This window comes from Cytobacillus firmus NBRC 15306 (assembly GCF_001591465.1).
Classification (GTDB): Bacteria; Bacillota; Bacilli; order Bacillales; family Cytobacillaceae; genus Cytobacillus; species Cytobacillus firmus.
This window is the reverse complement of record NZ_BCUY01000032.1, coordinates 15,573-41,031: the sequence shown is the minus strand read 5'-3', so window position 1 is coordinate 41,031 and position 25,459 is coordinate 15,573. Positions and strand designations below refer to the sequence as shown.

Annotated in this window: 19 protein-coding genes, 3 pseudogenes and 1 riboswitch; of the genes and pseudogenes, 14 read left to right on the top strand and 8 right to left on the bottom strand. The window is 40.8% G+C overall.

The window, feature by feature from the left end:
• Positions 1-99: 99 nt before the first annotated feature.
• A riboswitch (TPP riboswitch) is annotated at positions 100-208 on the bottom strand.
• Positions 209-314: 106 nt separating this feature from the next.
• Positions 315-527 carry a hypothetical protein gene (locus tag BFI01S_RS11065; RefSeq protein WP_235831158.1) on the bottom strand — a complete coding sequence of 71 codons (213 nt, stop codon included), beginning with the start codon at positions 525-527 and terminating at the stop codon, positions 315-317.
• 147 nt (positions 528-674) lie between these two features.
• Between BFI01S_RS11065 and BFI01S_RS11060 the strand changes: the two genes are divergently transcribed.
• The 5 genes and pseudogenes from BFI01S_RS11060 to treC all read left to right on the top strand — a co-directional run bounded on the left by BFI01S_RS11060 (position 675) and on the right by treC (position 6,567).
• Positions 675-1,409 (top strand): NAD-dependent deacylase, encoded by a 735-nt coding sequence (locus BFI01S_RS11060; RefSeq protein WP_061792673.1) that lies wholly within the window; start codon positions 675-677, stop codon positions 1,407-1,409.
• 91 nt (positions 1,410-1,500) lie between these two features.
• Entirely contained in the window at positions 1,501-1,677 is a 177-nt protein-coding gene (gene tatA / locus BFI01S_RS11055) for a twin-arginine translocase TatA/TatE family subunit (protein WP_061792672.1), read from the top strand.
• A 280-nt stretch (positions 1,678-1,957) separates the two neighbouring features.
• Positions 1,958-3,361, top strand: a pseudogene (treP, locus tag BFI01S_RS11050) (PTS system trehalose-specific EIIBC component).
• Positions 3,362-3,451: 90 nt separating this feature from the next.
• Positions 3,452-4,839, top strand: a pseudogene (locus BFI01S_RS11045) (glycoside hydrolase family 13 protein).
• A gap of 42 nt (positions 4,840-4,881) precedes the next feature.
• The gene (gene treC / locus BFI01S_RS11040; RefSeq protein ID WP_061792671.1) at positions 4,882-6,567 is read left to right on the top strand and encodes an alpha,alpha-phosphotrehalase; all 1,686 of its coding nucleotides are present in this window, start codon (positions 4,882-4,884) and stop codon (positions 6,565-6,567) included.
• A 48-nt stretch (positions 6,568-6,615) separates the two neighbouring features.
• Here treC and BFI01S_RS11035 read toward each other — a convergent pair whose 3' ends face one another.
• Complete coding sequence (locus tag BFI01S_RS11035; protein WP_061792670.1) at positions 6,616-7,833, bottom strand: NupC/NupG family nucleoside CNT transporter; 1,218 nt, start codon at positions 7,831-7,833, stop codon at positions 6,616-6,618.
• A gap of 196 nt (positions 7,834-8,029) precedes the next feature.
• The gene (locus BFI01S_RS11030; RefSeq protein ID WP_061792669.1) at positions 8,030-8,905 is read right to left on the bottom strand and encodes a metal-dependent hydrolase; all 876 of its coding nucleotides are present in this window, start codon (positions 8,903-8,905) and stop codon (positions 8,030-8,032) included.
• 189 nt (positions 8,906-9,094) lie between these two features.
• Between BFI01S_RS11030 and BFI01S_RS11025 the strand changes: the two genes are divergently transcribed.
• From BFI01S_RS11025 to BFI01S_RS24700, 6 genes and pseudogenes are all read left to right on the top strand, one after another.
• Entirely contained in the window at positions 9,095-10,672 is a 1,578-nt protein-coding gene (locus BFI01S_RS11025) for a peptide chain release factor 3 (RefSeq protein ID WP_061792668.1), read from the top strand.
• Positions 10,673-11,064: 392 nt separating this feature from the next.
• Positions 11,065-12,444 carry a Na+/H+ antiporter NhaC gene (gene nhaC, locus BFI01S_RS11020; RefSeq protein WP_061792667.1) on the top strand — a complete coding sequence of 460 codons (1,380 nt, stop codon included), beginning with the start codon at positions 11,065-11,067 and terminating at the stop codon, positions 12,442-12,444.
• A 178-nt stretch (positions 12,445-12,622) separates the two neighbouring features.
• Positions 12,623-15,910 (top strand): efflux RND transporter permease subunit, encoded by a 3,288-nt coding sequence (locus tag BFI01S_RS11015; RefSeq protein WP_082804512.1) that lies wholly within the window; start codon positions 12,623-12,625, stop codon positions 15,908-15,910.
• Positions 15,911-16,054: 144 nt separating this feature from the next.
• Positions 16,055-16,531 (top strand): hypothetical protein, encoded by a 477-nt coding sequence (locus BFI01S_RS11010; protein WP_061792666.1) that lies wholly within the window; start codon positions 16,055-16,057, stop codon positions 16,529-16,531.
• Between the two features lie 267 nt (positions 16,532-16,798).
• Entirely contained in the window at positions 16,799-17,545 is a 747-nt protein-coding gene (sigI, locus tag BFI01S_RS11005; RefSeq protein ID WP_061792665.1) for an RNA polymerase sigma factor SigI, read from the top strand.
• A gap of 14 nt (positions 17,546-17,559) precedes the next feature.
• Positions 17,560-18,138: pseudogene (locus BFI01S_RS24700) on the top strand (anti-sigma factor domain-containing protein); the annotation flags it as partial.
• A 609-nt stretch (positions 18,139-18,747) separates the two neighbouring features.
• On the opposite strand, the gene BFI01S_RS23975 reads toward BFI01S_RS24700, so the two are convergent.
• The 4 genes from BFI01S_RS23975 to BFI01S_RS10985 all read right to left on the bottom strand — a co-directional run bounded on the left by BFI01S_RS23975 (position 18,748) and on the right by BFI01S_RS10985 (position 23,018).
• Positions 18,748-18,948: an alpha/beta-type small acid-soluble spore protein gene (locus tag BFI01S_RS23975; RefSeq protein WP_009331086.1), complete on the bottom strand. Its 201-nt coding sequence runs from the start codon at positions 18,946-18,948 to the stop codon at positions 18,748-18,750.
• 111 nt (positions 18,949-19,059) lie between these two features.
• The gene (locus BFI01S_RS10995) at positions 19,060-20,385 is read right to left on the bottom strand and encodes a (Fe-S)-binding protein (RefSeq protein ID WP_061792664.1); all 1,326 of its coding nucleotides are present in this window, start codon (positions 20,383-20,385) and stop codon (positions 19,060-19,062) included.
• Positions 20,382-21,794, bottom strand: a complete 1,413-nt coding sequence (gene glcD / locus BFI01S_RS10990; protein WP_061792663.1) for a glycolate oxidase subunit GlcD — start codon at positions 21,792-21,794, stop codon at positions 20,382-20,384. The genes BFI01S_RS10995 and glcD overlap by 4 nt, the downstream gene beginning before the upstream one ends.
• Positions 21,795-21,899: 105 nt before the next feature.
• Positions 21,900-23,018 carry a CdaR family transcriptional regulator gene (locus BFI01S_RS10985; RefSeq protein WP_061792662.1) on the bottom strand — a complete coding sequence of 373 codons (1,119 nt, stop codon included), beginning with the start codon at positions 23,016-23,018 and terminating at the stop codon, positions 21,900-21,902.
• 137 nt (positions 23,019-23,155) lie between these two features.
• Between BFI01S_RS10985 and BFI01S_RS10980 the strand changes: the two genes are divergently transcribed.
• The gene (locus tag BFI01S_RS10980; RefSeq protein WP_061792661.1) at positions 23,156-24,520 is read left to right on the top strand and encodes a TrkH family potassium uptake protein; all 1,365 of its coding nucleotides are present in this window, start codon (positions 23,156-23,158) and stop codon (positions 24,518-24,520) included.
• Positions 24,521-24,595: 75 nt separating this feature from the next.
• Here the strand turns inward: BFI01S_RS10980 and BFI01S_RS10975 are convergent, their stop codons facing one another.
• Positions 24,596-24,946, bottom strand: coding sequence for a DUF3905 domain-containing protein (locus BFI01S_RS10975; protein WP_061792660.1), 351 nt, complete (start codon positions 24,944-24,946; stop codon positions 24,596-24,598).
• A 166-nt stretch (positions 24,947-25,112) separates the two neighbouring features.
• On the opposite strand from BFI01S_RS10975, the gene ykzP reads away from it, so the two are divergent.
• Together ykzP and ykzE are read left to right on the top strand one after the other, a co-directional pair.
• The gene (gene ykzP / locus BFI01S_RS23375) at positions 25,113-25,274 is read left to right on the top strand and encodes a protein YkzP (RefSeq protein WP_166672519.1); all 162 of its coding nucleotides are present in this window, start codon (positions 25,113-25,115) and stop codon (positions 25,272-25,274) included.
• The gene (gene ykzE / locus BFI01S_RS23370; RefSeq protein ID WP_169799757.1) at positions 25,275-25,430 is read left to right on the top strand and encodes a protein YkzE; all 156 of its coding nucleotides are present in this window, start codon (positions 25,275-25,277) and stop codon (positions 25,428-25,430) included.
• Positions 25,431-25,459: the final 29 nt, after the last annotated feature.

Below are 25,459 nucleotides of genomic sequence, written 5' to 3'. Positions count from 1 at the left end.
CCAAAAGCTTAATGTAGTAAGGAAAGTTGATATTAGTCTGCCCAGAAAAATAAAAAACGCCCCGGCATAATACCGGGACGCATATAAAAAACATTTTATTATGTTTAAGAATATGTTCCCTACGCCGGTATTAGCCAGATCAGGTTCAAAGGGTCAGCATCTTAAGGATGAAGTCTCAACCGGCACACCGGTTCCCCTACATTTCTTGCTATTTAATTTTAACAGGCATGAATACTTTCCATTATTATTATAGCAGACAATATTAAAATAGACAGCATTTGATAATTATTTCATTTCAATAGTCCGGCTACCTTTCAAGTCTTTAAATTTCTCAAGTTCACCTGAAATTCGATCAGCAGCTGAAACTTTTCCCATATATCACTTAATGAAGATTTGTTTTTATCTGCTTTAAGTGTAGCCTTTTTTAGCAGGCCTTTTGTTTTGTCGGGAACCTCCGCATAGCGTTTTGCTCTGGAAGAAAATTTTTTATAGCCGTCTTTATAGTCTTTCGTTTCTATTTCAGGCATAGCCATCACTCCTATATTGATAATTCGTAAAAACAATTATAATCTATTATTTACCGCATACCTGACATGACATAAACATTTAACCAGGAGAAAAAAATGGAAACAGCCTTCAAAGCTGTGACAATATTTTAGTGGGAGCTGATATTTATGCTTGAGAAATGGCTGAAGGAATCAAATTATACAGTAATACTATCTGGAGCAGGAATGTCAACGGAAAGCGGGCTGCCTGATTTCAGGTCAGCCAATAATGGCTTATGGAACGGGAAAGACCCTGGGAAAATTGCCAGTACTGAAGCATTGAATGAAAATGTGAAGGAGTTTATAGAATTTTATCGGCACCGGGTAATCGGGCTCAAGGAGTGCAGCCCCCATAAAGGCCACTATATTCTTGCTGATTGGGAAAAGAGAGGCATTTTAAAGAGTATTATCACACAGAATGTTGATGGATTTCATCGGCTGGCCGGGAGTGAAAGTTTATCAGAGCTTCATGGGAATCTGCAGACACTCCATTGCCAGGAATGTAAAAAAGAGTACCCAAGCGAGGGGTATTTGCATGGACACATTCGATGTAATTGCGGGGGGATGCTTCGTCCTTCAGTAGTTCTGTTTGGAGAAATGCTGACTGAGCAGGCTTTAGATTTTGCAGCAGAAGAATCAGAAAAGGCAGAACTTTTTATAGTTCTGGGATCATCCTTGACTGTGACACCGGCCAATCAGTTTCCGCTGATAGCGAAACAAAACGGAGCAAAACTGGTAATTATTAACATGGGACCCACTGATTTTGACTTTTATGCTGATGAAGTGATCCATGACCGCAAAATTGGTGAAGTACTCGAAGAACTTGATCGTGCCTTAATGCAGTGGGAGAATGAGAAATTATAAAAACTATGATTTTTTGAGCCAATCCCCTATAATGGACAATGAACATGATTACTGCTGTTTCAAGCGATATGATATATAAGGAGTGTTCAGCATGTTATCAAACATCGGTATTCCAGGTTTAATTCTCATCCTGGTTCTGGCTCTTATTATTTTTGGTCCTAAGAAACTTCCTGAAATAGGGAGAGCATTCGGGGAGACCTTAAAAGAATTTAAGAAATCTACCCGTGATCTCACTAAAGATGATGATGGTGATGATAAAAGAAAATAGCCTACTGGTTTAGAAACCGGCTTTGCAGACGATTAGTCTTCGAAGCCGGTTTTTCTATTTTATGGCTTTCGAACTGAGTGAATGGGTATAGAAAAGAAGGAAAAGAAAAAATAGTTGACTGACATGTATATACAAGATAAAATGAAAGCGTAAACAGTTCATGTATATACAAGTTAGTTTGTGTGTAATGGATAGATTTATAAAAATCGAGAACGATAATAAGAACCTTATAACTGTTTTTTTCTTTAATATGAAAACGGTAACAGGAGGAGAGTTTAGAATGGCCACAAATAAAGAGTCAGCAGAGCAAATCGTAGAAGCTATCGGGGGCAGGGATAATATCGCTGCGGCCACTCATTGTGTAACACGGCTGCGTTTTGCGTTAAAAGATGAAGGAAAAGTCAATAAAGAAAAGCTCGAAGATATTGATATTGTGAAAGGTTCCTTTTCCACCAATGGACAATTCCAGGTTGTGATCGGACAAGGCCTCGTTGATAAAGTATATAAAGAAATGACAGATGCAACCGGAATCGGCGAATCGTCAAAAGAAGAAACCAAAAGTGCTGCTGCCGAAAACTTAAATCCTTTGCAGCGCGGAATTAAAACACTGGCGGATATTTTTATTCCAATCCTCCCGGCTATCGTAACAGCTGGTTTGCTGATGGGAATCAACAACATTATGACAGCGCCGGATATTTTCTTCGATGATAAGTCGTTTGTTGAAGTTTATACAAACTGGGCTGATCTGGCGAGCATCATTAACCTGATTGCCAATACCGCTTTCGTATTCCTTCCAGGTTTGATTGGATGGAGTGCTGTAAACAGGTTTGGCGGAAGTCCGCTTCTTGGTATGGTGCTTGGTTTGATGCTAGTGCATCCGGATCTTTTAAATGCATGGGGCTATGGTGCAGCAGAGGAAGTTCCGAAGTGGAATTTATTTGGTCTTGAAGTTGAAAAGGTAGGTTATCAGGGCCAGGTATTGCCTGTATTATTTGCTTCATACGTATTGGCTAAGATAGAGGCATTTCTTCGAAAAAGAATTCCTGATGCTTTTCAGCTTCTGACTGTCGCGCCAATAGCTTTACTGATCACTGGATTTCTTTCTTTTATTGCCATTGGACCAATTACATTCACGATCGGCAGCTGGATTACAAATGGAGTTGTCGGAATCTTTGATGCTGTTCCAGCCCTTGGAGGCTTGATTTATGGAGGATTATATGCACCTTTAGTTATCACTGGCATGCATCATACATTCCTGGCAGTTGATCTGTAGCTAATCGGCAGTATTGGCGGAACGTTTTTATGGCCGATGGTGGCACTGTCCAATATCGCACAGGGTTCCGCCGCTTTTGCCATGATGCTGTTAAGCAAAGGGAACGAAAAGCTGAAAGGGCTTGCGCTTACATCTTCAATATCAGCATGGCTGGGCGTTACCGAGCCGGCAATGTTTGGGGTTAACCTTCGCTTCAAATACCCGTTTTTTGCAGCGATTATAGGGTCAGCGATTGCAGGAATATTCATCACTATTAATGCAGTTAAGGCACCTTCGATCGGTGTAGGAGGCTTGCCGGCATTCTTCTCCATCTTTGCGGAAAACTGGGGTGCTTTCTTTATCGGAATGGGAATCGCTCTTGTTGTGCCGTTTGTATTAACTTTAGCTTTCTCGAAATTTAAAAAAGCTTAAATAAAATGATTGATGCCATGGGGTTCTATGATTCCATGGTATCGCCATTTTTAGGCATACTCAAATTTTTATTGTACCGGAGGTCGCATTATGAAGAAGCAATGGTGGAAAGAAAGTGTGGTTTATCAAATCTACCCTCGGAGCTTCATGGATAGCAATGGAGATGGAATAGGAGATTTACAGGGAATTATCTCAAGGCTTGATTACTTGAAAGAGCTTGGAATTGATGTGGTCTGGCTTTCTCCAGTTTATAAATCTCCAAATGATGATAATGGCTATGATATCAGTGATTATCAGGATATTATGCGTGAGTTTGGAACAATGAAGGATTGGGAACAGCTTCTTGGAGAGTTGCATAAAAGAGGCATCAAACTCATTATGGACCTGGTGGTGAACCATAGTTCAGACGAGCATATCTGGTTTTCAGAAGCAAGGAAATCGAAAGATAATCCATATAGGGATTACTATATTTGGCGTGAAGGAAAGAATGGAAAAGAGCCGAATAACTGGGGCAGCAATTTCGGCGGATCTGCCTGGGAGCTTGACGAACGTACAGGAGAATACTATTTGCACCTGTTTTCAAAAAAACAGCCTGATCTAAACTGGGAGAATCCTAAATTGAGAAAAGAAATATACGACATGATGACCTGGTGGCTCGAAAAAGGGATTGATGGATTCAGAATGGATGTGGTCAACTTTATCTCCAAAGTGGAGGGACTTCCTGATGATGAACCTAAGCCCGGGAAGAAATATGGTTCTGGAAGCAAGTATTATCGAAACGGCCCAAAAATTCATGAATACCTGCAGGAGATGAATGAAAAGGCCTTATCGAAGTATGATGTTCAGCAAAGATGCTGGCAACATTGCTGCATATGATGAAGGGAACTCCATATATTTATCAGGGCGAAGAAATAGGAATGACGAATGTCCGGTACTCAAGCATTGATGAATACAGAGATATAGAAACACTTAACTTTTATAATGAAGCTCTTAACGATGGCTGGACAGAGGAAAAGGCACTGGAGGCCATCTATGCAAAAGGGCGTGACAATGCAAGGACACCAATGCAATGGGATTCTTCCAGGCACGGAGGATTTACGGAAGGAACCCCATGGATAAAAGTAAATCAAAACTATAAAGACATTAATGTCGAAAAGGCCATGAAAAAACCTGACTCTGTTTTTCATTATTATAAAAAGCTTATTGAACTTAGGAAGAAAAATGAAATTATTATTTACGGAAAGTATAACCTTATACTTCATCATCATCCCGAAGTCTACGCCTATACAAGAACACTTGGCAATCAGATTCTTCTAGTCATGTGCAACTTCTATGGCGATAACACTGAAGCAGAACTCCCTGCAGACATTCAGGAGAAAAAATTCGAACCGTTGATTGGGAATTATAAAGATATACAAATTAGCAGAACAATTAAACTTCGTCCATACGAAACTCAGGTGCTTCTATTTAACAGCTAAAAGAAAAGCATTATCTAAAAAAACTAAAACAGGTGATTCTAAATGAAACAACCGTGGTGGAAAAAAGCAGTAGTATATCAAATTTATCCGAAAAGCTTTAACGACACGACAGGAAATGGAGTTGGAGACATTCCCGGAATTATTGCCAAGCTTGATTACTTAAAAGAATTAGGTGTGGATGTTGTCTGGCTGACACCAATCTATAAATCTCCACAGCGTGATAACGGATACGACATCAGCGACTATTTCAGCATTCATGAAGAATATGGAACAATGGCAGACTTTGATAAGCTTCTTGAAGAAGCTCATAAGCGTGACATAAAAATCATTATGGACATTGTTGTTAACCATACATCCACTGAACATGAATGGTTTCAGGAAGCAAAAAAATCCAAAAACAATCCGTATCGGGATTTTTATATCTGGAAAGACCCAAAGGCAGATGGAAGCGAGCCGACAAACTGGGAATCCAAATTCGGCGGAAATGCATGGGAATATGATGAAGCAACCGGCCAATACTATCTTCACCTTTTTGATGTTACACAGGCAGATCTCAATTGGGAAAATGAAGAGCTGCGCAGCAAAGTGTATGACATGATGGAATTCTGGTTTAAAAAAGGTGTTGATGGCTTTAGACTAGACGTAATCAATCTTATTTCTAAAGATCAGGAGTTTCCGGATGATGACGGTTCTGTACCTCCGGGGGACGGCAGGAAGTTCTATACAGACGGCCCTCGTGTTCATGAATTCATGCATGAAATGAATAAAAAAGTCTTCTCAAAGTACGACAGTATGACAGTCGGGGAAATGTCATCTACAACAATTGATCATTGTATAAAATATTCCAATCCCGAGCGGGAAGAATTAAGCATGACGTTCAATTTTCATCATTTAAAAGTGGACTACCCCAATGGGGAGAAATGGGCACTAGCTGAATTTGATTTTAGGGCTTTAAAACAGATATTATCGAAATGGCAAAAAGAAATGCATAAGGGCGGAGGGTGGAATGCCCTATTTTGGTGCAATCATGATCAGCCTCGGATTGTATCAAGATATGGCGATGACAAACACTATCACCGGGAATCTGCAAAAATGCTGGCGACAGCCATTCATATGATGCAGGGAACTCCATATATTTATCAGGGTGAAGAGTTTGGCATGACGAACCCGGGCTTTGAGAGCATAGATGAATACCGAGATGTAGAATCATTGAATGTTTATTCTATCCTTAAGGAAAAAGGAATGGCAGAAGAAGAAATTATTAATATTCTCAAAAGCAAATCGCGCGATAACTCCCGGACACCGGTTCAGTGGGATAGCTCTGAAAATGCCGGATTCACCGATGGAACACCATGGATTCATGTTGCAGCCAATTACAGGGAAATCAACGCCGAAAAAGCATTAAAGGACGAGAATTCTATATTTTATCATTATAAAAAGCTCATCCAGCTTCGCAAGCAGTACGATATTATCACCTATGGCGACTATGAACTGATTTCTGAGGATCACCCTGATGTATTTGCTTATGTTCGAAATGGTGACAATGAAAAACTGTTGGTCGTAAATAATTTTTATGGGAAAGAAACATCGTTTACCCTTCCTGATCACATTCACGCAGATGAATATAAAGGAGAAATCTTACTGACCAATTACAATCAGTCACCTCCAGCTGCGGAGACCATCCATTTAAGGCCATATGAATCCGTTATCTATTATTTAAGGAAATAGAAAAAATCCCCCCGGCCTGCGGGGGGATTTTCCATATACCAAAATTCATTAAAACAGCATTCCAGCTATGGCGGCACTTAGCATAGATGCGAGGGCGCCGGCAGCAACTGCCTTCAAGCCAAGCCGGGCAATATCCTGCCTGCGATTTGGAGCCAATCCCCCAAGTCCTCCAAGCAGAATGCCCAATGAAGAAATATTGGCAAATCCGCAAAGGGCAAAGCTTACAATTGCCACCGTTTTATCAGATAAAGTTGGGATATCCGGCGCAAAAGCAGAATAAGCAACAAACTCATTCAAAATCAGCTTCTGGCCAATATAGTTTCCAGCCTGTACGGCTTCTGACCATGGAACTCCTATAGCAAACGCAAGAGGCGAGAAAACATATCCCAAAATGATTTCGAGCGTTAAGCCTTCTAACCCAAATAATCCTCCAACCCATCCAAGAAGTCCGTTAATCAAAGCAACCAATGCAATAAAGGCCAGCAGCATGGCTCCGATATTTAAAGCGAGCTCCAGTCCGACACTTGCACCTTTTGCGGCGGCATCAATGACGTTAGCAGAATCGCTATCCACTTCCATATCAAATTCTTTAGGCTCTTCTTTTTCTTCCGTTTCAGGAAGCATTACTTTGGCAAGGACCAGCCCAGCCGGTGCCGCCATGAAGCTTGCGGCCAGAAGATATTCGAGAGGCACTCCCAGTAAAGAATAACCAATCAAAACAGATCCTGCCACAGAAGCAAGGCCCCCGGTCATGACCGCAAATAACTCTGATTTTGTCATATTAGCGATATATGGACGGACCACAAGCGGTGCCTCTGTTTGACCCACAAATATATTGGCTGCTGCCGACATGGATTCAGCTTTTCTGGTTCCGAGAAGCTTAGCCAGTCCCCCGCCGAGAATTTTAATGAAAAACTGCATAATCCTTAAGTAGTAGAGGACGGAAATCAGTGATGAAAAAAAGATTACAACAGGCAAAACCTGAAGTGCGAAAACGAAGGTAATGCCAGATTCATCTGTAAACAAGCCGCCAAATAAAAAATTTATCCCCTGATTGGCATAATTGATTATGTCGTTTACCTTCATTGTGAGCCATTCCAAACCCTTTCTGCCGCCTTCCCATTTAAGAACGAGAAAGGCGAAAATCAGCTGAATGGCAAGCCCGCCTGCTACTGTTCTTAAACTTATCGCCCTTCTATTGCTTGAAAGCAGGAAGGCTATCCCTAAAATGACAATAATACCGAATATCCCCCAAATAAAGTTCATGTTTACACCTCTTCACTATGTAGTAGTTTTCCCGGCAAAAATCAGCAGGGAGAGTTCTGGCGCCAATAATCCTATTCCCTTATGAAACGGCTTATAAAGCTCAATAGTTGTATTATGTACAAAAGGAATAAATTCATGAAAATAGTATGCACGAAGAAAATAATGGGTATAAACGGAAAAAGATGAGCGGGAGCGCTCATCTTTCAGTGTTTTTTTCAATATATTCAAATAAAAATGACTGGCCGTTTCTGTAAAAACGGGGATCGTAGAGTCCAAGCCTTTCATCATCATCAACAAGAACGACAAATGGGGACCATTCATAAAGTGTTTTAGCTTCAGGGGATTGTGAAAACAACTTGTCCAAATCAGCTGTTTCTTCCGATTGAAGCACATACCGGGTTTTCTTTTCAGTAAATAGATTATCATGAAATATTGTGACTTCGCCATCTTTCTTGGTAATAACAGAATAAGTCCACGGTATAAACTCTGCCGATAGGGCAACTTGCTCATAGTGATCGTCATACTGCTTATAAATGAGGTATCCCTGTGCGCTTTGAATTACTACGTGCAGAAGCATAAATGCCCATGCCATTTTAAAATAATAGGGGGATTTTGATTTATTCCTTTTTGTAAAGAAAAAAGCTGTTCCTATTATGGCCCAAAACACTAAATCAACAATCGGAATCGTACCAAAAGTAACCCTCAAAGCTGAAAAAGGCTCCAAATAACCTGTTCCCCATGCATTAAATAGATCACTGGTATTATGTATGAAAACTGCAAGCCATCCCAGCAGAAAAAGTTTCTTATCCTTGACTCTGAATAGCAAAAAGGAGAGCAGCAGAAACAGCAGAGCCCACAGCGGAGTCAGAAAAACGGAATGGGTAATCCCCCTGTGCCACATCTGATAAAGTCCTTCCGTATCCCATAAGCGCGAGATGACATCAATATCCGGAATTTGGCTTGCCCCAACAGCGGTAAGCAAATATGCCCTTCTGGAATTTTTATCCATATCCGTTTTGTCAACTGCACCATAAAGGCTCAAGCCGAATAGAGTATGAGTAATTGTGTCCATTTATTCACCCCTTTTTTACATTTAGTTTCCCTATTATAAGCCTCAAAAAGAGTAATAAAAAGAAATATGCAATCTTAAATGCGTTGCAAACTTTACTTGAGAGAGATAAAATTGAAGGTATTGCAATAATTAAGTGACACATTGATTGCCAGATCAACAAATTTTCATATAAGTAAGTGAGGAACGACTATGTCCAAAAATTTTAAAGAAGAAGTTTTATCCCGCCGAACGTTTGCGATCATTTCCCACCCGGATGCGGGTAAAACGACGCTGACCGAAAAGCTCCTATTATTTGGGGGTGCCATTCGCGATGCAGGTACAGTTAAAGGGAAGAAGACAGGCAAATATGCGACAAGTGACTGGATGGAAATTGAAAAGCAGCGCGGTATTTCTGTTACCTCCAGTGTGATGCAGTTTGAATATAATGGTGCGCGCGTTAATATTCTTGATACCCCTGGTCACCAGGATTTCAGTGAGGATACATATCGCACTCTGACTGCCGTTGACAGTGCGGTTATGATCATCGACTCAGCCAAAGGTATTGAGGAGCAGACACTAAAATTATTCAAAGTCTGCCGCATGAGAGGAATTCCGATTTTTACTTTTATGAATAAGCTGGACCGCCAGGGGAAAGCACCTCTTGAGCTCCTTGCAGAATTAGAAGAAGTCATGGGAATTGAATCTTACCCAATGAACTGGCCAATCGGGATGGGGAAAGAATTCCTTGGAATCTATGACCGGTTTAATAATCGAATTGAGCAGTTCAGAGTAGAGGATGAGGAGCGCTTTATTCCCTTAAATCAGGATGGTGAAATAGAGGGCAGCCATTCCATTAAGGATACTGGGCTATATGATCAGACGCTTGAAGAAATTTTGCTCCTAAATGAAGCGGGCAATGAGTTTTCAAGAGAGAGAATTGCAAAAGGAGAACTGACACCTGTGTTTTTCGGAAGTGCATTGACAAACTTTGGGGTACAGACTTTCCTTGAGTCTTATTTGCAATTTGCACCGCCGCCTCAGCCGAGGAATTCGACTGCAGGGGAAATTGATCCGCTGTCAGAGGAGTTTTCTGGGTTCATATTTAAAATTCAGGCTAATATGAATCCTGCACATCGGGACCGGATCGCATTCTTAAGAATTTGTTCAGGGCAATTTGAGCGAGGCATGGCCGTGAATATTCCAAGAATCGGCAAGTCCATTAAGCTTGCGCAGTCTACACAATTCATGGCTGATGACAGGAGTACAGTTGATTCTGCAGTAAGCGGAGATATCATCGGCATTTATGATCCGGGAACATACCAAATAGGCGATACATTAACAGTTGGCAAAAATAACTTTCAATATGAGCGTCTGCCTCAATTTACACCTGAGCTTTTTGTTAAAGTAACGGCTAAAAATGTCATGAAGCAAAAACATTTTCATAAGGGTATTCAACAGCTGGTTCAGGAAGGAGCCATCCAGCTCTTTAAGACTGTCAAAATGGAAGAGTATCTCCTGGGTGCAGTGGGACAGCTTCAGTTTGAAGTCTTTGAACACCGCATGAAAAATGAATATAACACGGAAGTCTATATGGAAAGACAAGGCTCTAAGATTGCACGCTGGGTCGAAGGCGATGAGGTCAACGAAAATCTTTCCAGCGGAAGAAGTCTCCTGGTTAAAGACCGTTACGGCAAAAACGTTTTTCTCTTTGAAAATGACTTTGCACTCAGATGGTTCCAGGAAAAAAATCCGGATGTAAAACTATATAATCCGATGGATTCGGAATAAAACTGGCGGCCCTTTATGGGCCGTTTTAGCTTTCCATATATTCCTGTCTCAATCCTATTGACATATCTATCAATTGATAATATAGTATTAACACATACACTTTAACGCTAAAAAGCGTTTAAGTTGAAAAGTAGAAATTGAATTCTCAATTAAAGATCTTGTCCGCAGCATAAGTAGAGTAATTGCCGGCAGCAAACAGAAACTGGATGGCCGATGAAAATCCAGGCAGCAATGATCGAAATACAACTGCATCAATCAGGACAATACTTTACAAGTGGGTAAGCAGCATTGCTTATCAATTAGGGTGGTACCGCGGAGCTCCTTCGTCCCTATAGGCGAGAGGGCTCTTTTTGTTTGTATTGAATTACAGGCAAATTTAGGAGGAATACATTATGCATCAAGATCATGCAGCATTAAGTTTAAAGCCCTTGGAGGCACTCATTGTCACTTTCATCATTTTAGGAGGAATCAGCTATTCAATTATTTTTGCCGGGGCAGTTCCCCATATTCCGGTTGTTTTCGCGATAATGGGGTTAATAGCTTACGGTTTAATAAGAAAAGTATCTATAATACAGCTGGAAAAGGGGCTTATTGAAGGTGCCCAATCCGGATTAGGAGCTATTTTCATTTTCTTTTTAATCGGGATGCTGATAAGCAGCTGGATGGCGAGCGGCACGATTCCTACATTTATTTACATGGCTTTGGAAGCAGTAAATGGAAAGTTCTTTTATGCCATTGTATTTGTGGTAGCATCTGTCATCGGCATGAGTATAGGAAGCTCACTTACAACAGCTGCTACATTGGGAGTGGCGTTTATGGGAGTCAGTTCTGCTTTGGGACTCTCGGATGCAATTACGGCTGGTGCAGTTATTTCCGGCGCATTTTTTGGAGATAAAATGTCCCCCCTATCCGATACAACGAACCTGGCATCATCCACCGTTAAGGTGGATTTATTTGAGCATATCAAGACGATGGCCTGGACAACGATTCCTTCGTTTATCATTTCACTGGCAATCTTTGCTTTCCTGTCACCATCGGAGGCAGCATCTGATTTCTCAAAGATTGCCGAGCTGAAAAAAACCTTGCTGGATGAGGGATTGGTACATTGGTACTCCCTGATTCCATTTGCAATTTTGACTATAATGGCCATTAAAAGAGCATCAGCTATTATTACGCTGTCTGCTGGCATCGTGTCTGCATTAATCTTAGCCGTTATCGTCCAAAGAAGCCTCAGCTTGGAAAAAGTTATGACCTTGCTGTTTTCGGGATATTCTTCAAATACCGGTTCAGAGGAAGTTGACGCCCTTTTATCAAGAGGCGGCATGGAAAGCATGATGTTTTCTATTTCTTTGGTATTGCTCGCGCTTTCTATGGGCGGTTTATTCTTTAAGCTTGGCATCCTTCCAGCACTTCTGGAAGGGGTCAAAGGGTTTTTGAATCGGGTGTCAGCCCTTGTGGCGGCAGCAGCAGGAACAGCAATCGGGATTAATTTCCTGCTTGGCGAGCAGTACCTGTCTATTCTCTTAACAGGAAATGCTTTCAGGGAGCCTTTTGAAAAAGCCGGGCTGCATCCGAAGAATCTTTCCAGAATTCTTGAAGATGCAGGCACTGTAGTAAACCCATTAGTTCCGTGGAGTGTCTGCGGAGTATTTCTAACAGGTGTTCTAGGTGTAGAAACAACAGCTTACATGCCGTTTTCATTGTTCTGTCTGCTCAGTCCTGCAATCACCTTAATCTATGGATTTACGGGTTTGAAAATCGAGAAATTATAGAGAAAAGCAGCTGCTTAGGCTGCTTTTTTTTGTGGATAAGGAGCTGTATGGACAAATTATGCAGCACACTGATTGCTTGCATCGCAATAGCTGCTTTAATATAGTTAAAATGTGTTAAATTTTACAGCTTGCATCGATCACAGATTATCTCATACAGTCATTGAAAGGAGCAGAATGTGTGCGAATAAGCGATTTTTCAATCAAAAGGCCAATTTTTACATTGGTTACGATGTTCTTAGTGCTTATTTTAGGGGTTGTCTCCCTCATAAATATTCCATTAAAACTCATACCAGATCTTAATCCTCCTGTAGGAGTTGTAGTCACTTCATATCCTGGAGCAAGTCCCGATGAAATGGTGGAAAAAGTAACAAAGCCGCTTGAGGAAAATCTGGCAACATTGCCGGGGATTAAGACCTTGACTTCTACCTCGCAGGAGAGCGCAAATTTCATTTTGATGCAATTTTCTTGGACTACAGATATTGATGAAATACAAAGTGAGGTCATTCAAAGACTGGACCAGACAAAGCTTCCTGATGAAGCGGATAAACCGCGATTTATGAAGTTTGATCCCGCTCAGTTTCCTATTATTCAATTATCTCTTAGTGCAGATGAGGAGCCTGAAGCATTAAGAAGGCTTGCTGAAGAATTGAACCTTGAACTGACTAAAGTTGAAGGAGTAGCAAGTGTAAATCTCTCTGGAACTGCGATTAAGGAAGTAAGAGTGGAACTTGACCAGGAAAAGCTTAGAGATTTCCAACTTAGCCAGGCGGATGTTGTGGATGTAATTGAATCCAATAATATTTCAATGCCGGGTGATCCTGTTTTGACTGAGGGAAAAGAGCTGACAACCAGAATTATCAGCTCCATTGATTCCCTGGATACACTGAAAAAACTTACGGTAACAGTTGACCCTGCAACAGGCAATAAAGTAAGCCTTGATGATATCTCAGAGGTTCAGCTGACCAGCCAGGATGATCGCACCATCACGCGCACAAACCAGGCTCCGTCTGTCTTACTGAGTGTCCTGCAGCAATCCGATGCTAATACGGCAGAGGTTTCAGACCAATTTATAAAGCAATTGGATAATCTTCTTGAAAAGGAACAGTTTGAAAATATTAAATCAGAAATTCTATTCGACCAGGGGGATTATATAAGTCTTGCAATAGGAAATATCTCCAATTCACTGATTCTCGGCGGTATTTTTGCTATGATTGTGCTGTTTTTCTTTTTGAAAAATGTCAAAAGTCCGCTCATCATCGGAATTTCTATTCCTTATTCAGTTATTTTCACGTTTGTGTTAATGTATTTTTCCGATTTCACCTTAAATATTATGACTCTTGGCGGATTGGCGCTTGGAATAGGCATGCTGGTGGATAATTCCATCGTGGTTATTGAGAATATATACCGCCACTTATCAATGGGGAAAGATCCGAAAACGGCGGCAAGTGTTGGGGCAAAAGAAGTAGGAAGTGCAATTACGGCTTCCACACTGACGACAGTTGCAGTATTCCTCCCAGTAGTATTTATAACTGGAATAATCGGTGAATTGTTTAAGGAGTTTGCCCTGACCATTTCCTTTAGCTTATTTGCATCTCTGGTTGTTGCCCTGACAGTAGTGCCGATGCTTGCGAGCAGGCTGCTGAAGTCTCCAAAAACAAACATGGAGATCAAAAGGCAGGAAACAGGCTTAATGCGATCACTTGAAAAATCCATCAAGTGGTCCTTGCGGAATCGTGCAGCGGTAATAGCTATTACCATGCTGTTATTAGCAGCGGGCAGCTTTGGATTGACCACAGTAGGGACGCAATTTCTGCCAAATGCAGATGAGGGCTTTTTTACGGTGCGTATGGAGCTTGAGAACGGCACTGCACTTTCAGAAACAGAAAAGGCTGTATCAGCTATAGAGGAAGAATTGAAAGATGAAGAAGATGTAGATACATTTGTCAGTCTCATCGGAACTACACAGGAAGGGTCCTTCCGGGGCTTGAAAAATGCCAATATCGCTGAATTGTATATCAAAATGAAAGAGCTGGATCAGCGGGAAAGGTCAACGTTTGAATTTGTCGATGAGGTAAAAAAGGATTTGGAAAGTGCTGCATCAAAGGTTAATGAAACTGCAGAACTCTCATTTAATACTCAATCAACAGCAGGTACATCACCGAATACACTGACCTTCAGTGTGAGGGATACAGATCCAAACCGCTTAACGGAAAATGTAGATAAAATCTATAATGCATTGAAAGACCTTGATGATGTAACCGAATTATCGACTGACCTCATGGATACCGTTGAGGAAATTCAAATTACTGTGGACCGTGAAAAGGCTCTTGAGCAGGGCCTGGCTCCCGCCCAGGTAGCCATGACAGTAAATGATGTAACCCAAGGCAATCGTGCAACACAAATGATAGATGAAGAATCCAATATATATGGCGTTTTTGTGGAGTACGATCGGGAAGTCACACAGGATATAGAGAATTTGAAGAAATTGCTAATTAAAAAGCCAGATGGCAATTACGCCGCCGCTCTGAGTGATGTAGCCAATATAGAGCGCGGAGAAGGACCGGTAAATATTCAGCGGATAAATCAGCAGGATGCTGTCCAATTTACTTTAAAGTACAAGTCTTCTACAAACATGGGTGCCATGTCAAAAGAAGTGGATAAAGAAATTGCAGATCTGAAATTGCCGGATGAAACAGAAATCGTTTTTAGCGGTGACAGAGAATTGCTGGAATCATCCATTGATGACCTGATTCTGGCATTTGTACTGGCAATCGTGTTTATTTATCTTGTCATGGCAGCTCAATTTGAGTCGCTAAAGTATCCGCTAGTTATCATGTTTACTGTGCCTCTCATGGTGATAGGCGTGGCAATTGCTCTTACTGCAACCCAGTCACCTATTAGTTTAACAGCCATAATCGGGATAATTGTACTTGCAGGCATTGTAGTTAATAATGCAATAGTCATTGTCGATTATATTAACCAAAAGAAAGAGCAGGGTCTTAAGAGCTACGATGCCATAATCATTTCAGTTAAGGACCGTGCAAGGCCAATATTCATGACGGCCTTAACTACTATACTTGGATTAGTGCCTTTAGCACTTGGCATTGGAGAAGGAACAGAAATTAACCAGCCTATGGGAATTACTCTGATTGGCGGACTGATCAGCAGTACGTTCCTGACATTATTTGTCATACCAGTTGTATATAGCTTTTTTGACAAGGATACACGGCGATTAAATAAAATGTATGCAACACCGGATGGCCACTTAGTGCCTGCTTACCTGCTTGAAGAAAGAGTGGACAAAAACCGGAATCACAATAATGACGAAGACAAAGATCAGCTTCAAACCTATGATGCAAAATCTTACAGCAGAGATGATATGGCAGCCATGCTGGAGGAATTATTAAAAATTGTCAAAAGTGATGACGATGCAAAGAAAAAACAGAAACGGGATGATAATTTCTAGATCTGATGAAGGCTCCTTCAAATAAAGGGGTCTTTTTTTACGTTAAAGACTAGGTGTTTCAGGAAAATATCTGGAAATTTTTTTGATAATCGACCAATATTCAGAGCACAATATAAGTATCGACTTGTAGCTGGTGGTAATGAAATGAAAAAACTCAGTAAACTAGAAGCGGTTTTTTGGAGTATTGCATTGCCAGGTTTTAGCCAATTATTGGCGGGGCAGCTGTGGAAGGGGACATTGTTTGTCGTCCTTGAATTTATCATTAATGTATCCAGCCATTTTAATTCGGCTATCATGTTCAGTTTTATGGGCGAAATTGATAAAGCTGTTCATGTCCTTAATTATCAGTGGCTCATGTTTTACCCTTGTCTTTACATGTATGCAATGTGGGATGCATACCGCAGTGCTATGCCGGAAAAGGAAGAATTATCATTCCTTCCTTTTGTATTCAGTGCCTATTTTGTCACAGTAGGACTTATGTACTCAACAAAACTAAAATTGTTCGGAATGTTTTTTGGGCCGGTCTTTCTACCTATGATCTTTGTTATTCCTGGTGTAGTAACTGGCCTGCTGATCAGGTGGTTAATCCTAAAATGGAGAAAGTCAACGGTTCAAAGTTAAGTTTTATTGATCAAAAAAGCTTTGCCACACTAATTACTTTAGTGGTGCTAAAGCTTTTTTCTTTTTTAAAATATTTTTTACATTACCCCCACAAATCTCTTTCATGAATCCGTACAGTTGTAATGAACAAGCGGCCGCTTTAACTTAATCATGAGGTGGAATCATATGAGTTTTAATAAAGAGAATTAAAGCTTTTACATTAGCCCCTGCCCATAATACGGATTGGACGCCGTATGATATAATGTGATTTGAAAAGAGGTGGGGCTATTGCTGGGTTTATTGTTTATGCCGAAAAAGCGGAAAAGATCGCTCGAAGAAACGGTAGAGTTAATACAGCAGGGAGATACAGCATTAAATAATGAGTTAATAGAGTCATATAAGCCGTTTATTGCTAAAACAGTATCAGCAGTATGCAAGAGATATATTCATGAATCTGATGATGAATTTAGCATTGGCCTCATAGCCTTTAATGAAGCCATTCAAAAGTACAGTCCTGATAAGGGAAGTTCATTGATCAGTTTTTCTGAAGTGCTGATTAAAAGGCGGGTTATTGATTATATCCGCAAGCAATCCAAATTTCAGAATCTCAGTTTTAATGGAGTCTCTAAACTGGAAGATGATGATACTGCCGGCTCGGCAATAGAAGCCGAATTGTCCATTGAAGACTACAGGAAAAAAACAGATGAAGAGCTGAGGAAAGAAGAAATTATCCAGTTTACGCTAATCCTTCAGGAATTCGGACTTACCTTCAGTGATCTGATTGAACAATCGCCAAAACATGCGGATGCACGAAAAAATGCGATGACTGTAGCCAAAATTCTGGTTGAAAATGAAGAGCTCAAAAGTATTCTTTTTGACAAAAAAAAGCTGCCGATCAAACAGCTGGAGGGTTATGTATCTTTAAGCAGAAAAACAATAGAGAGAAATAGAAAATATATAATTGCCATATCACTGATATTAACTGGCGATTATGTCTTTTTAATGGATTATATCAAAGGGGTGTTGGAAACGTGAAAACAGGTATAATCATGGAAATAAACGAACGTTTTTTAACCCTATTAACCCCGGAAGGAGAATTTCTGCGTGCCCGAAAACAAGATCGGGCATACGTAATAGGCCAGGAAATTGCATTCTTCCCAATAGAACTGAAAAACGGAAACTTGTCTCGTCCTCTATCTATTTTTAGATTGTCAAGAGGAAAAGGATTAATGGCAGCGGCATTTGCGATGATGCTCGCAATCGTGTCTTTTCTGCCGTTCTTGCAAAACGACGAAGTGTATGCTTATATGTCAATAGACGTTAATCCGAGTATTGAATTAGGGGTCAATCAGGAATATCAGGTAGTAGAACTCATTCCTTATAATAAAGAAGGGAAACTTATTATCCAGAACATCAAGAGCTGGAAAAAGAACAGCATTCATGAAGTGGCTGACAAAATTCTCCTTCAGATAAAGAAGCAGGGCTATTTTAAGGAAAATAAAGAGGTAGTCATTGCTGCCGTTTATACAGAAGAGAATAAAGAAGCGGATGAGCGCATTCAGAAAGAGTTAGCAGATATTAAACAAGATGCACAGAAAGAGCAGCTTGAAGTAACTTTACTGGAAGCAAGTGAAGAGGAAAGAGAAGCTGCCATTGAAAAAGGGCTGTCAGCCGGGATATATAAAGAAAGTAAATTAAAGGCTGCCGATGACAGGAAAGAAAATTCTGAACCTGCATATCCGCATAAACAGTCAGATAAAGAAACTCAATCTTTGCAAAAACCTGCTGAAAATACCCAAAGCCAATTAAAAAAGCAGGGGAATAAAGGAGTTAATAAAGAAAAACCTGCTGTTCCGGGGCAAATAAAAAAGTCTGAGTACCAGCAAAACCAGCAGAATAACAGCGGGAAAAACAATAATGGAAATGATCATGAAAAAAGACACGATAAAGAAGGAAAAAAAGATCAGGGAAATAAGGTCAAAGCCCAAAAACATCCAAATCATCCAAGCGAAAAAAAAATAATAAGTCTAATGAAAACAGAAATAACCCTGAAAGAAGTCCCGAAGAAAAAGATAAAGGGAAAAACAGAGGCGGGAATGGTCATGAGAAAAACCAGAAAATTAGTGACAATCCTAATAAAGGCAGAGGAAACAATCAAGGGAAGCATAATGATAAAGGAAATCGATAAAAGCAAAGTCCGGAGCATGCTCCGGACTTTTTCCATTTATATTAAGTTATTATTGATTATTCTGGCCGGACATTTGGGCCTGAGCTTGCTGGACAAGCCGCTTAGTAATTTCTCCGCCTACAGATCCATTAGCCCGGGATACCGTATCAGAGCCTAATTGAACACCAAATTCCTGGGCAATTTCATATTTAACCTGGTCCATGTATTGTTCAATACCAGGAACTAAAAGCTTATTGCTGCTTCTTGCCATTGTATTCAACTCCTTATTATTGGTCTTACAGAGTTACCATCCCTCTGTATTTGTAGTATGAATTAAAAAGGGGTTTTCATAAGTGGTAATATTTCGGCATAAGCAGAATGTTTATTTTTCACAGGCAGCCTCTAATAGGATGTCTGCGATGTGAACTGCTTTAATTTTATGCTGCAAACCTTCCCGTTCGATCCCCAGCTTCATCTGCAGAAGACAGCCTGGATTAGAGGCAACAATTACTGCAGCATTTGCTGACTTGGCCTGAATCATTTTATGATCAAGTATTTGCATAGACATTTCAGATTCAACAATATTATAAATCCCTGCAGAACCGCAGCATCTGTCTGCATCTTTCATTTCCCTGAATTCAATGCCCCTGATTGAGTTCAGAAGGGTACGAGGTGCTATGGAGGTTTTCATGACATTGCGCAAATGGCAGGAATCCTGATAGGTTACGATCTGCCCCGGCAGCTCAAGATGAACTTTTTTATGAAATTCAAGTTCATATAGAATTTGGCTGATATCTTTGAGTTTTTCCGAAAACTTTACAGCTCTTTCATGCCATTCCCGGTCATCTTTAAGCAGGTGGCCATAGTCAATAAGGAATGCCCCGCATCCCCCTGCATTTGTAATGATATAGTCTGTGTCCAGTTTTTCAAAAGCTTCTATGTTCCGCTTTGCCAGATCCTTAGCTGTCTGTTTTTCACCGCTATGACCGTGAAGAGCACCACAGCAAGCTTGATTTTGAGGGATATGAATTTCACATCCGGCAAGCTGGAGAAGTTTTATTGTCGCATTATTCGTTTCCAGGAACATCGTGTCCATTAAGCACCCGGTAAAAAAAGCGGCTATTTTTACTGGCTTATCTGCTGAGAGATATGATGGCCTATTTTTCATTTCTTTTAATTTTGGTACTTGAGGCAGTACCTTTTCCATTGCACTGAGGTTTTTTGGAAGCCAATTCAGCATTCCTGTTTTTCTGGCGGCCGATTGCAGGCCTGAACGCTGATAAAAGCCCAATAGCCCTGCAGCTGCCCTCATTCTGTTCTGATGGGGAAAAAGCCCATTAAAGACAAAATTGCGAACCGCTCTGACCGGAAGTGAGTATTTCTTATTCTGATTAATAATATCCCTCGCTTCTTCCAGCAAGTGTCCATATTTTACCCCTGAAGGACATACAGGCTCGCATGCCCGGCAGCCCAGACAAAGATCAAGAGATCTCTCTACATCTTCATCCGGTTCAATCAATCCGTCAGCAACAGCTTTCATTAATGCAATCCGCCCTCTTGGGGAGTGAGCTTCTTTAAAGCCTGACTCGACATAAGTGGGGCAAGAAGGGAGGCAAAAGCCACAGCGCATGCAATTCAGGAGCTCGTCTTCATCCATTCGCTTCGCAAATTCTTCCTGTATGATTGCCTGTTCTTTTAATGTTGTCATTGTGTAACCACCACACGTTTTCTGTTGTCCTTGGCAAAAATTTTCCCGGGATTGAGAATATTATTGGGGTCTAAACCAGTCTTTACCGCTTTCATGGCATTAATCCCTGCCTGGCCCAGCTTCAGTTCAAGATAAGGAGCTTTCATGACTCCTACTCCATGTTCTCCTGTTATAGTTCCTCCAAGTTCTATCGCCTTGATGAAAATCTCCTCAAAAGCTTTTTCAACCCGTTCCATTTCATTTTTATCGCGGGCATCTGCAGGGCATGTCGGATGCAGGTTTCCATCACCGGCATGGCCAAAGGTACAGATGGAGAGCCCGTATTTTTGGGAAATTTCATTTATGGCTTTTACCATATTGGCAATTTCAGATCTTGGCACTGTAGCATCTTCAAGAATGGTTGTCGGCTTTAGGCGTGCAAGAGCCGATAATGCGGCACGTCTTGCTGTCCTTAAGGCTTCGGCTTCTTGTTCAGATTTTGCGAGCTGTACCGATACAGCTCCTTGCTTTTGACAGATTTCAGCCATTTTTTGCATATCCATTTCCACAACGTCAACCGGCCCATCCTGTTCGATAAGAAGTACAGCTTTAACATCAGTTGGCAAACCGATTTGAGCGAAATCCTCTACTGCTTTTAGTGTTGGCTGATCTAAAAATTCAAGCGTGGCCGGAATGATTTTGTCTGCGATGATCTTTGAGACAGATTTCGCAGCTTGTTCCAGATCCTGAAAGAGAGCAAGCATTGTCTTTTTTGCTTCGGGAAGCGGAATTAACTTCAATGTGGCTTCCGTAATAATCGCTAAAGTTCCTTCAGATCCAACCAGCAGCCTGGTAAAATCATATCCTGCCACATCCTTTGCAAGCTTGCCGCCCGTTCTGATAATTTCTCCGTTCGCAAGTACAGCTTCCAGTCCCATCACATAGTCCCTGGTAACACCATATTTCAATCCGCGCAGTCCGCCTGAATTTTCATTGATGTTTCCGCCGATTGTGCTTATTTTCATTGAACTTGGGTCAGGAGGATAAAATAGCCCTCTTGCTTCAACCTGGTTAATCATGTCAAGCGTGATGACACCGGGCTGTACTGTAACCGTAAGATTTTCTTCATCGATTTCAATGACTTTATTCATATGCTTAAACAGGAGTACAATCCCGCCTTCTGTAGGACAGGTGCCTGCACATAAATTTGTGCCTGATCCTCTTGGTACGATTGGAATTCCTCTGCTGCTGCAAATTTTGAGGATTTGGGAAATTTCCTGAGCGTTTCGCGGGCTGATCACCGCATCGGGCATCGATTGGAAATTGGGAGTTGCATCATAAGAATAAACAAGGCGACCGGCTTTTGAGTCATCATAATTTTCTGCGCCAACAATGGCAGTTAATTTTTCTTTTATTTGAACGTCAACCAAATAGATCCTCTCCTTTAATAGCAGCCTGGCAATATCTATTCTTTAAGTATAAAAAAAACAGGGAACCCCCTGCTATAGATAATTATACAAATATTAAGGTTTGTCTTAATTATTTTTTGTACCTTCCTCTAAAAGCTTTACAGCAATGAATAATTTCATTAAATCATTCAAATTTGAGGTATACAGTCCTGAAAGGTCTGATATTTTCTTGAGTCTGTAATGAAGGGTGTTAATATGTATATGCAGGGCCTCAGCAGTATTTTTCAAAGAGTGATTTTGCCGGAATAGCTCCTTAAGGGTAACCATAAGATCCTCTTCATACAAAAATGTGCCGATCGTTCTTTCTATAAAGTCCTTCTTAGTTTCCGGAGAAAGGTCATCAAATATCATTTCAATGGTCAAATCCTGATCAAATATAATGGGGCCCCGGTCTTTTGCGATTTTTAAAGCTCGTTCTGCCTGAATAAATGATTCGGACAGACTGAAAGGAGGCAAGGGTTTACCGGTGCCGATACTTACTTTGGCAGCGAGCAGGTTTTCCAGATAACGATGGAAGCGTATGATTTTTTCCCTTATGCTGCGTTCTTTTTCTGCTGAAGGAACCCCGGCTAAAAGGACAATTCGATCGTTGCCCCAGCGAATCAGAATATCATTTGGACCTGCTTCTTTCCAGGATAAAATTCTATTCCAAAGATCACGATGAAGCAATTGGCTATGGTGCCTGAATTCAGCGATAGATGCCTGCCTATCCACTGAGAGGTTTACTTTCAGCAGGTGAGCACGTTCCTTGAATGCGGGATCCCACTCTTTAGTCTGCAGCCAGTCAAACATAAAACCTTCCATTGCACGGGCCTGCCAATCGAGCTGCTCTGCAAAGTAACTTTCGCTGATAAACAATTCTGTTAGTTTGCGGATGATTTCTGCGAATGGGGAAATTTCATCGGGATTTCCGGTAATGCCAATAACACCAACTGTTTCCCCTTTAAAAAAGATCGGCAGGTTAATGCCCGCTTTAACACCCTGAAGACGTGATTGATCCTTCCTGGTTATAATCAGCTTTTCTTTATGTTTTATAGTAAGTAATGCTCCTTCATGAAAATTGCCTATTCTGCCAGCGTCTGTACTTGCAATGATCACTCCGCAGGTATTGGCAACAATGATATCTTCCTGAAGAAACTGACGCACTTCAGCTATGATTTTTTCAGCCAGATCAGGCAGCAGCATATCAAATCTCCCTTTTGTTTTTGATTTTATTATATATAAATAAAAAACTTCCTGCGAATTTTATAATATCCCTTTTAAAAACCGGGTATATTCATTATGATAAGGGTTAGAAAAATTTTGAAGGGGACAGGTATGATATGTGGAAAGACGTAAGAAGCTGGCTGGATAAACTAACACCTGCCCAAGTAATATCCGGATATTATTTATTGGCAGTATCTGTATCGGTACTTTTATTAAGAATACCAGCTGTACATAAACCAGGAGTGGAGGTTGCATTTATTGATACGGTTTTCACTGCTGTCAGTGCTGTCAGTGTGACTGGTCTGTCTGTGGTTGATATATCAGAAACATACAGTGTTTTTGGTTATTTTGTCATCATGTTCATCCTTCAATTTGGCGGAATAGGGATCATGGCGCTGGGCACCTTCTTTTGGCTCCTGCTGGGCCGCAAGATTGGTTTAAGAGGGCGCCGCCTCATAATGGTCGATCATAATCAATATGCCTTGTCAGGACTAGTCAATTTAGTGAAAGAAATCATTAAAATAATATTGGTGATTGAAACCCTGGGTGCCCTCATACTGGGTTTTCATTTTCTCAAATATTATCCGGCATGGGATGATGCATTCCTGCATGCGCTGTTCGCATCGGTCAGTGCAACAACCAACGGAGGCATGGATATAACAGGAGCCTCTCTTAAACCGTATGCCGGCGATTATTTCGTGCAGCTGATCAATATTATTCTGATTACGTTAGGCGCTATAGGTTTTCCTGTTCTTATCGAATTAAAGCAATTTTTATTTCGGAATAAATGGGGTCAGGAGCCATCTTTTCGATTCTCCTTATTTTCTAAATTGACGACTGTTACGTATGCAGCACTTCTTGTGTTTGGAACGGTTATTTTGCTCATCATGGAATTTAATCAATATTTTAAAGGCATGAACTGGCATGAAAGCTTCTTTTATGCATTCTTCCAATCCGCTACCACCCGGAGCGGCGGTCTTTCAACCATGGATGTTAACGAGTTTACAATGCCTACACTCGTCATAATGAGTATTTTAATGTTCATCGGGGCGTCACCGAGTTCTGTCGGCGGGGGCATCAGGACGACTACCTTTGCTGTGAATATCCTTTTTATCTATCACTTTGCCAAAGGAAACCGGGATATAAAAATATTTAAAAGAGAAATTCATGAAGATGATATTCTGAAGTCCCTTGCCATCACATTGCTTGCTATTGGAATGTGTTTTCTCTCTGTAGTTATTCTAAGCATTACAGAAAAGCAGATGGAGCTTATTGAAATTATTTTCGAGGTCTGTTCAGCTTTTGGTACTACGGGTCTTTCGTTAGGAATCACACCTGAATTATCAATGATTGGGAAATGTATCATAATGGCCTTAATGTTTATTGGAAGAATTGGATTAACTTCTTTCTTATTTATTATAGGCGGCAAAGAAAAACAGCCTAATTTTCATTATCCTAAAGAGCGAGTTATTATTGGATAAAAAGCAGCCCGGAAGATTAATTCCGGACTGCTTTTTTTGTCTATACCCATCGCCTATGCGCTTGGGCTTTTCTTATTAATCCGTCCCGCGGCTGACATCTTTAGTAGGATGCATGAATGGGTAGGCTTGAGGCGGTTTTTTGCTTTCAAGGAGTTCTTTGTTTTCTGTTGTATTCCAGCCGATATCATTTGTTGGATGAATCCATTCGTCTCCAGCTATAACTGCAGGGTCTGTTTCATCACTCCAGTTTTCCAGCGGTGAACTGTTTGAGGAATAATGACTGTCCCCGATCGTTACGCCAAAAGAATTCTTGAAAGGAGGCTGAAGCTTCATGCCTGTGTCTTTAAAGCTCGGAGCTTCAATTTGATGTGGAAGTGTCTCGTCAATGCCAATGCTTTTGTTATCTTTATTCTTTTTATTAGTCATATCGCTCATTCCTTTTTACTCTATTTTTTGCACCGCAGTAAAATTTATGATTGTAAAATAAGGAAGACTCAGATAGGAATGAAACCGTGTTTTTTACTAAAGATAAAGCTGTGTTAAACCTGAAAATGGATTAGCACTAGGAAATATATTTCAGGAGGAGATTGGGATGGCCAAACGAAAAGCTGAGTATAATGCCGTTGAAAAATACAGCAAAACGCCTAAGAAGAACCTTCAGGAATCAGAGTTTTCAGCAGAATTCAGCCAGGGAGAGAATCCCATGAAAATGGCTAACCGCAACTCCAAGCATGGGAGAGAGGGAAGAGCCTAAGTGGATCATAATAAACCACGAAAAAAAGGCCGGCAAAATGGCTCGGCCAATGTAGAATTCGGTATGGAGTTTGGTGATATAAATGCTGGAAAACTTTATGAGCAGCCATTTATGAACCGTGATAAAGATAAAATGAAAGATCGGGATAAATGCTAAAAAACCGGCAGATTTCTGCCGGTTTCTTC

What these genes read in the sequence shown, in the direction of transcription:
- BFI01S_RS11025 (WP_061792668.1), top strand. Translation starts at nt 9,095, where the DNA reads ATGTCCAAAAATTTTAAAGAAGAAGTTTTATCCCGCCGAACGTTTGCG.
- BFI01S_RS11030 (WP_061792669.1), bottom strand. Translation starts at nt 8,905, where the DNA reads ATGGACACAATTACTCATACTCTATTCGGCTTGAGCCTTTATGGTGCA.
- BFI01S_RS11010 (WP_061792666.1), top strand. Translation starts at nt 16,055, where the DNA reads ATGAAAAAACTCAGTAAACTAGAAGCGGTTTTTTGGAGTATTGCATTG.
- tatA (WP_061792672.1), top strand. Translation starts at nt 1,501, where the DNA reads ATGTTATCAAACATCGGTATTCCAGGTTTAATTCTCATCCTGGTTCTG.
- BFI01S_RS11060 (WP_061792673.1), top strand. Translation starts at nt 675, where the DNA reads ATGCTTGAGAAATGGCTGAAGGAATCAAATTATACAGTAATACTATCT.
- BFI01S_RS23975 (WP_009331086.1), bottom strand. Translation starts at nt 18,948, where the DNA reads ATGGCAAGAAGCAGCAATAAGCTTTTAGTTCCTGGTATTGAACAATAC.
- ykzP (WP_166672519.1), top strand. Translation starts at nt 25,113, where the DNA reads ATGGCCAAACGAAAAGCTGAGTATAATGCCGTTGAAAAATACAGCAAA.
- treC (WP_061792671.1), top strand. Translation starts at nt 4,882, where the DNA reads ATGAAACAACCGTGGTGGAAAAAAGCAGTAGTATATCAAATTTATCCG.
- BFI01S_RS10985 (WP_061792662.1), bottom strand. Translation starts at nt 23,018, where the DNA reads ATGCTGCTGCCTGATCTGGCTGAAAAAATCATAGCTGAAGTGCGTCAG.
- nhaC (WP_061792667.1), top strand. Translation starts at nt 11,065, where the DNA reads ATGCATCAAGATCATGCAGCATTAAGTTTAAAGCCCTTGGAGGCACTC.
- BFI01S_RS10980 (WP_061792661.1), top strand. Translation starts at nt 23,156, where the DNA reads ATGTGGAAAGACGTAAGAAGCTGGCTGGATAAACTAACACCTGCCCAA.
- BFI01S_RS11065 (WP_235831158.1), bottom strand. Translation starts at nt 527, where the DNA reads ATGCCTGAAATAGAAACGAAAGACTATAAAGACGGCTATAAAAAATTT.
- BFI01S_RS10975 (WP_061792660.1), bottom strand. Translation starts at nt 24,946, where the DNA reads ATGACTAATAAAAAGAATAAAGATAACAAAAGCATTGGCATTGACGAG.
- BFI01S_RS11035 (WP_061792670.1), bottom strand. Translation starts at nt 7,833, where the DNA reads ATGAACTTTATTTGGGGGATATTCGGTATTATTGTCATTTTAGGGATA.
- BFI01S_RS10995 (WP_061792664.1), bottom strand. Translation starts at nt 20,385, where the DNA reads ATGACAACATTAAAAGAACAGGCAATCATACAGGAAGAATTTGCGAAG.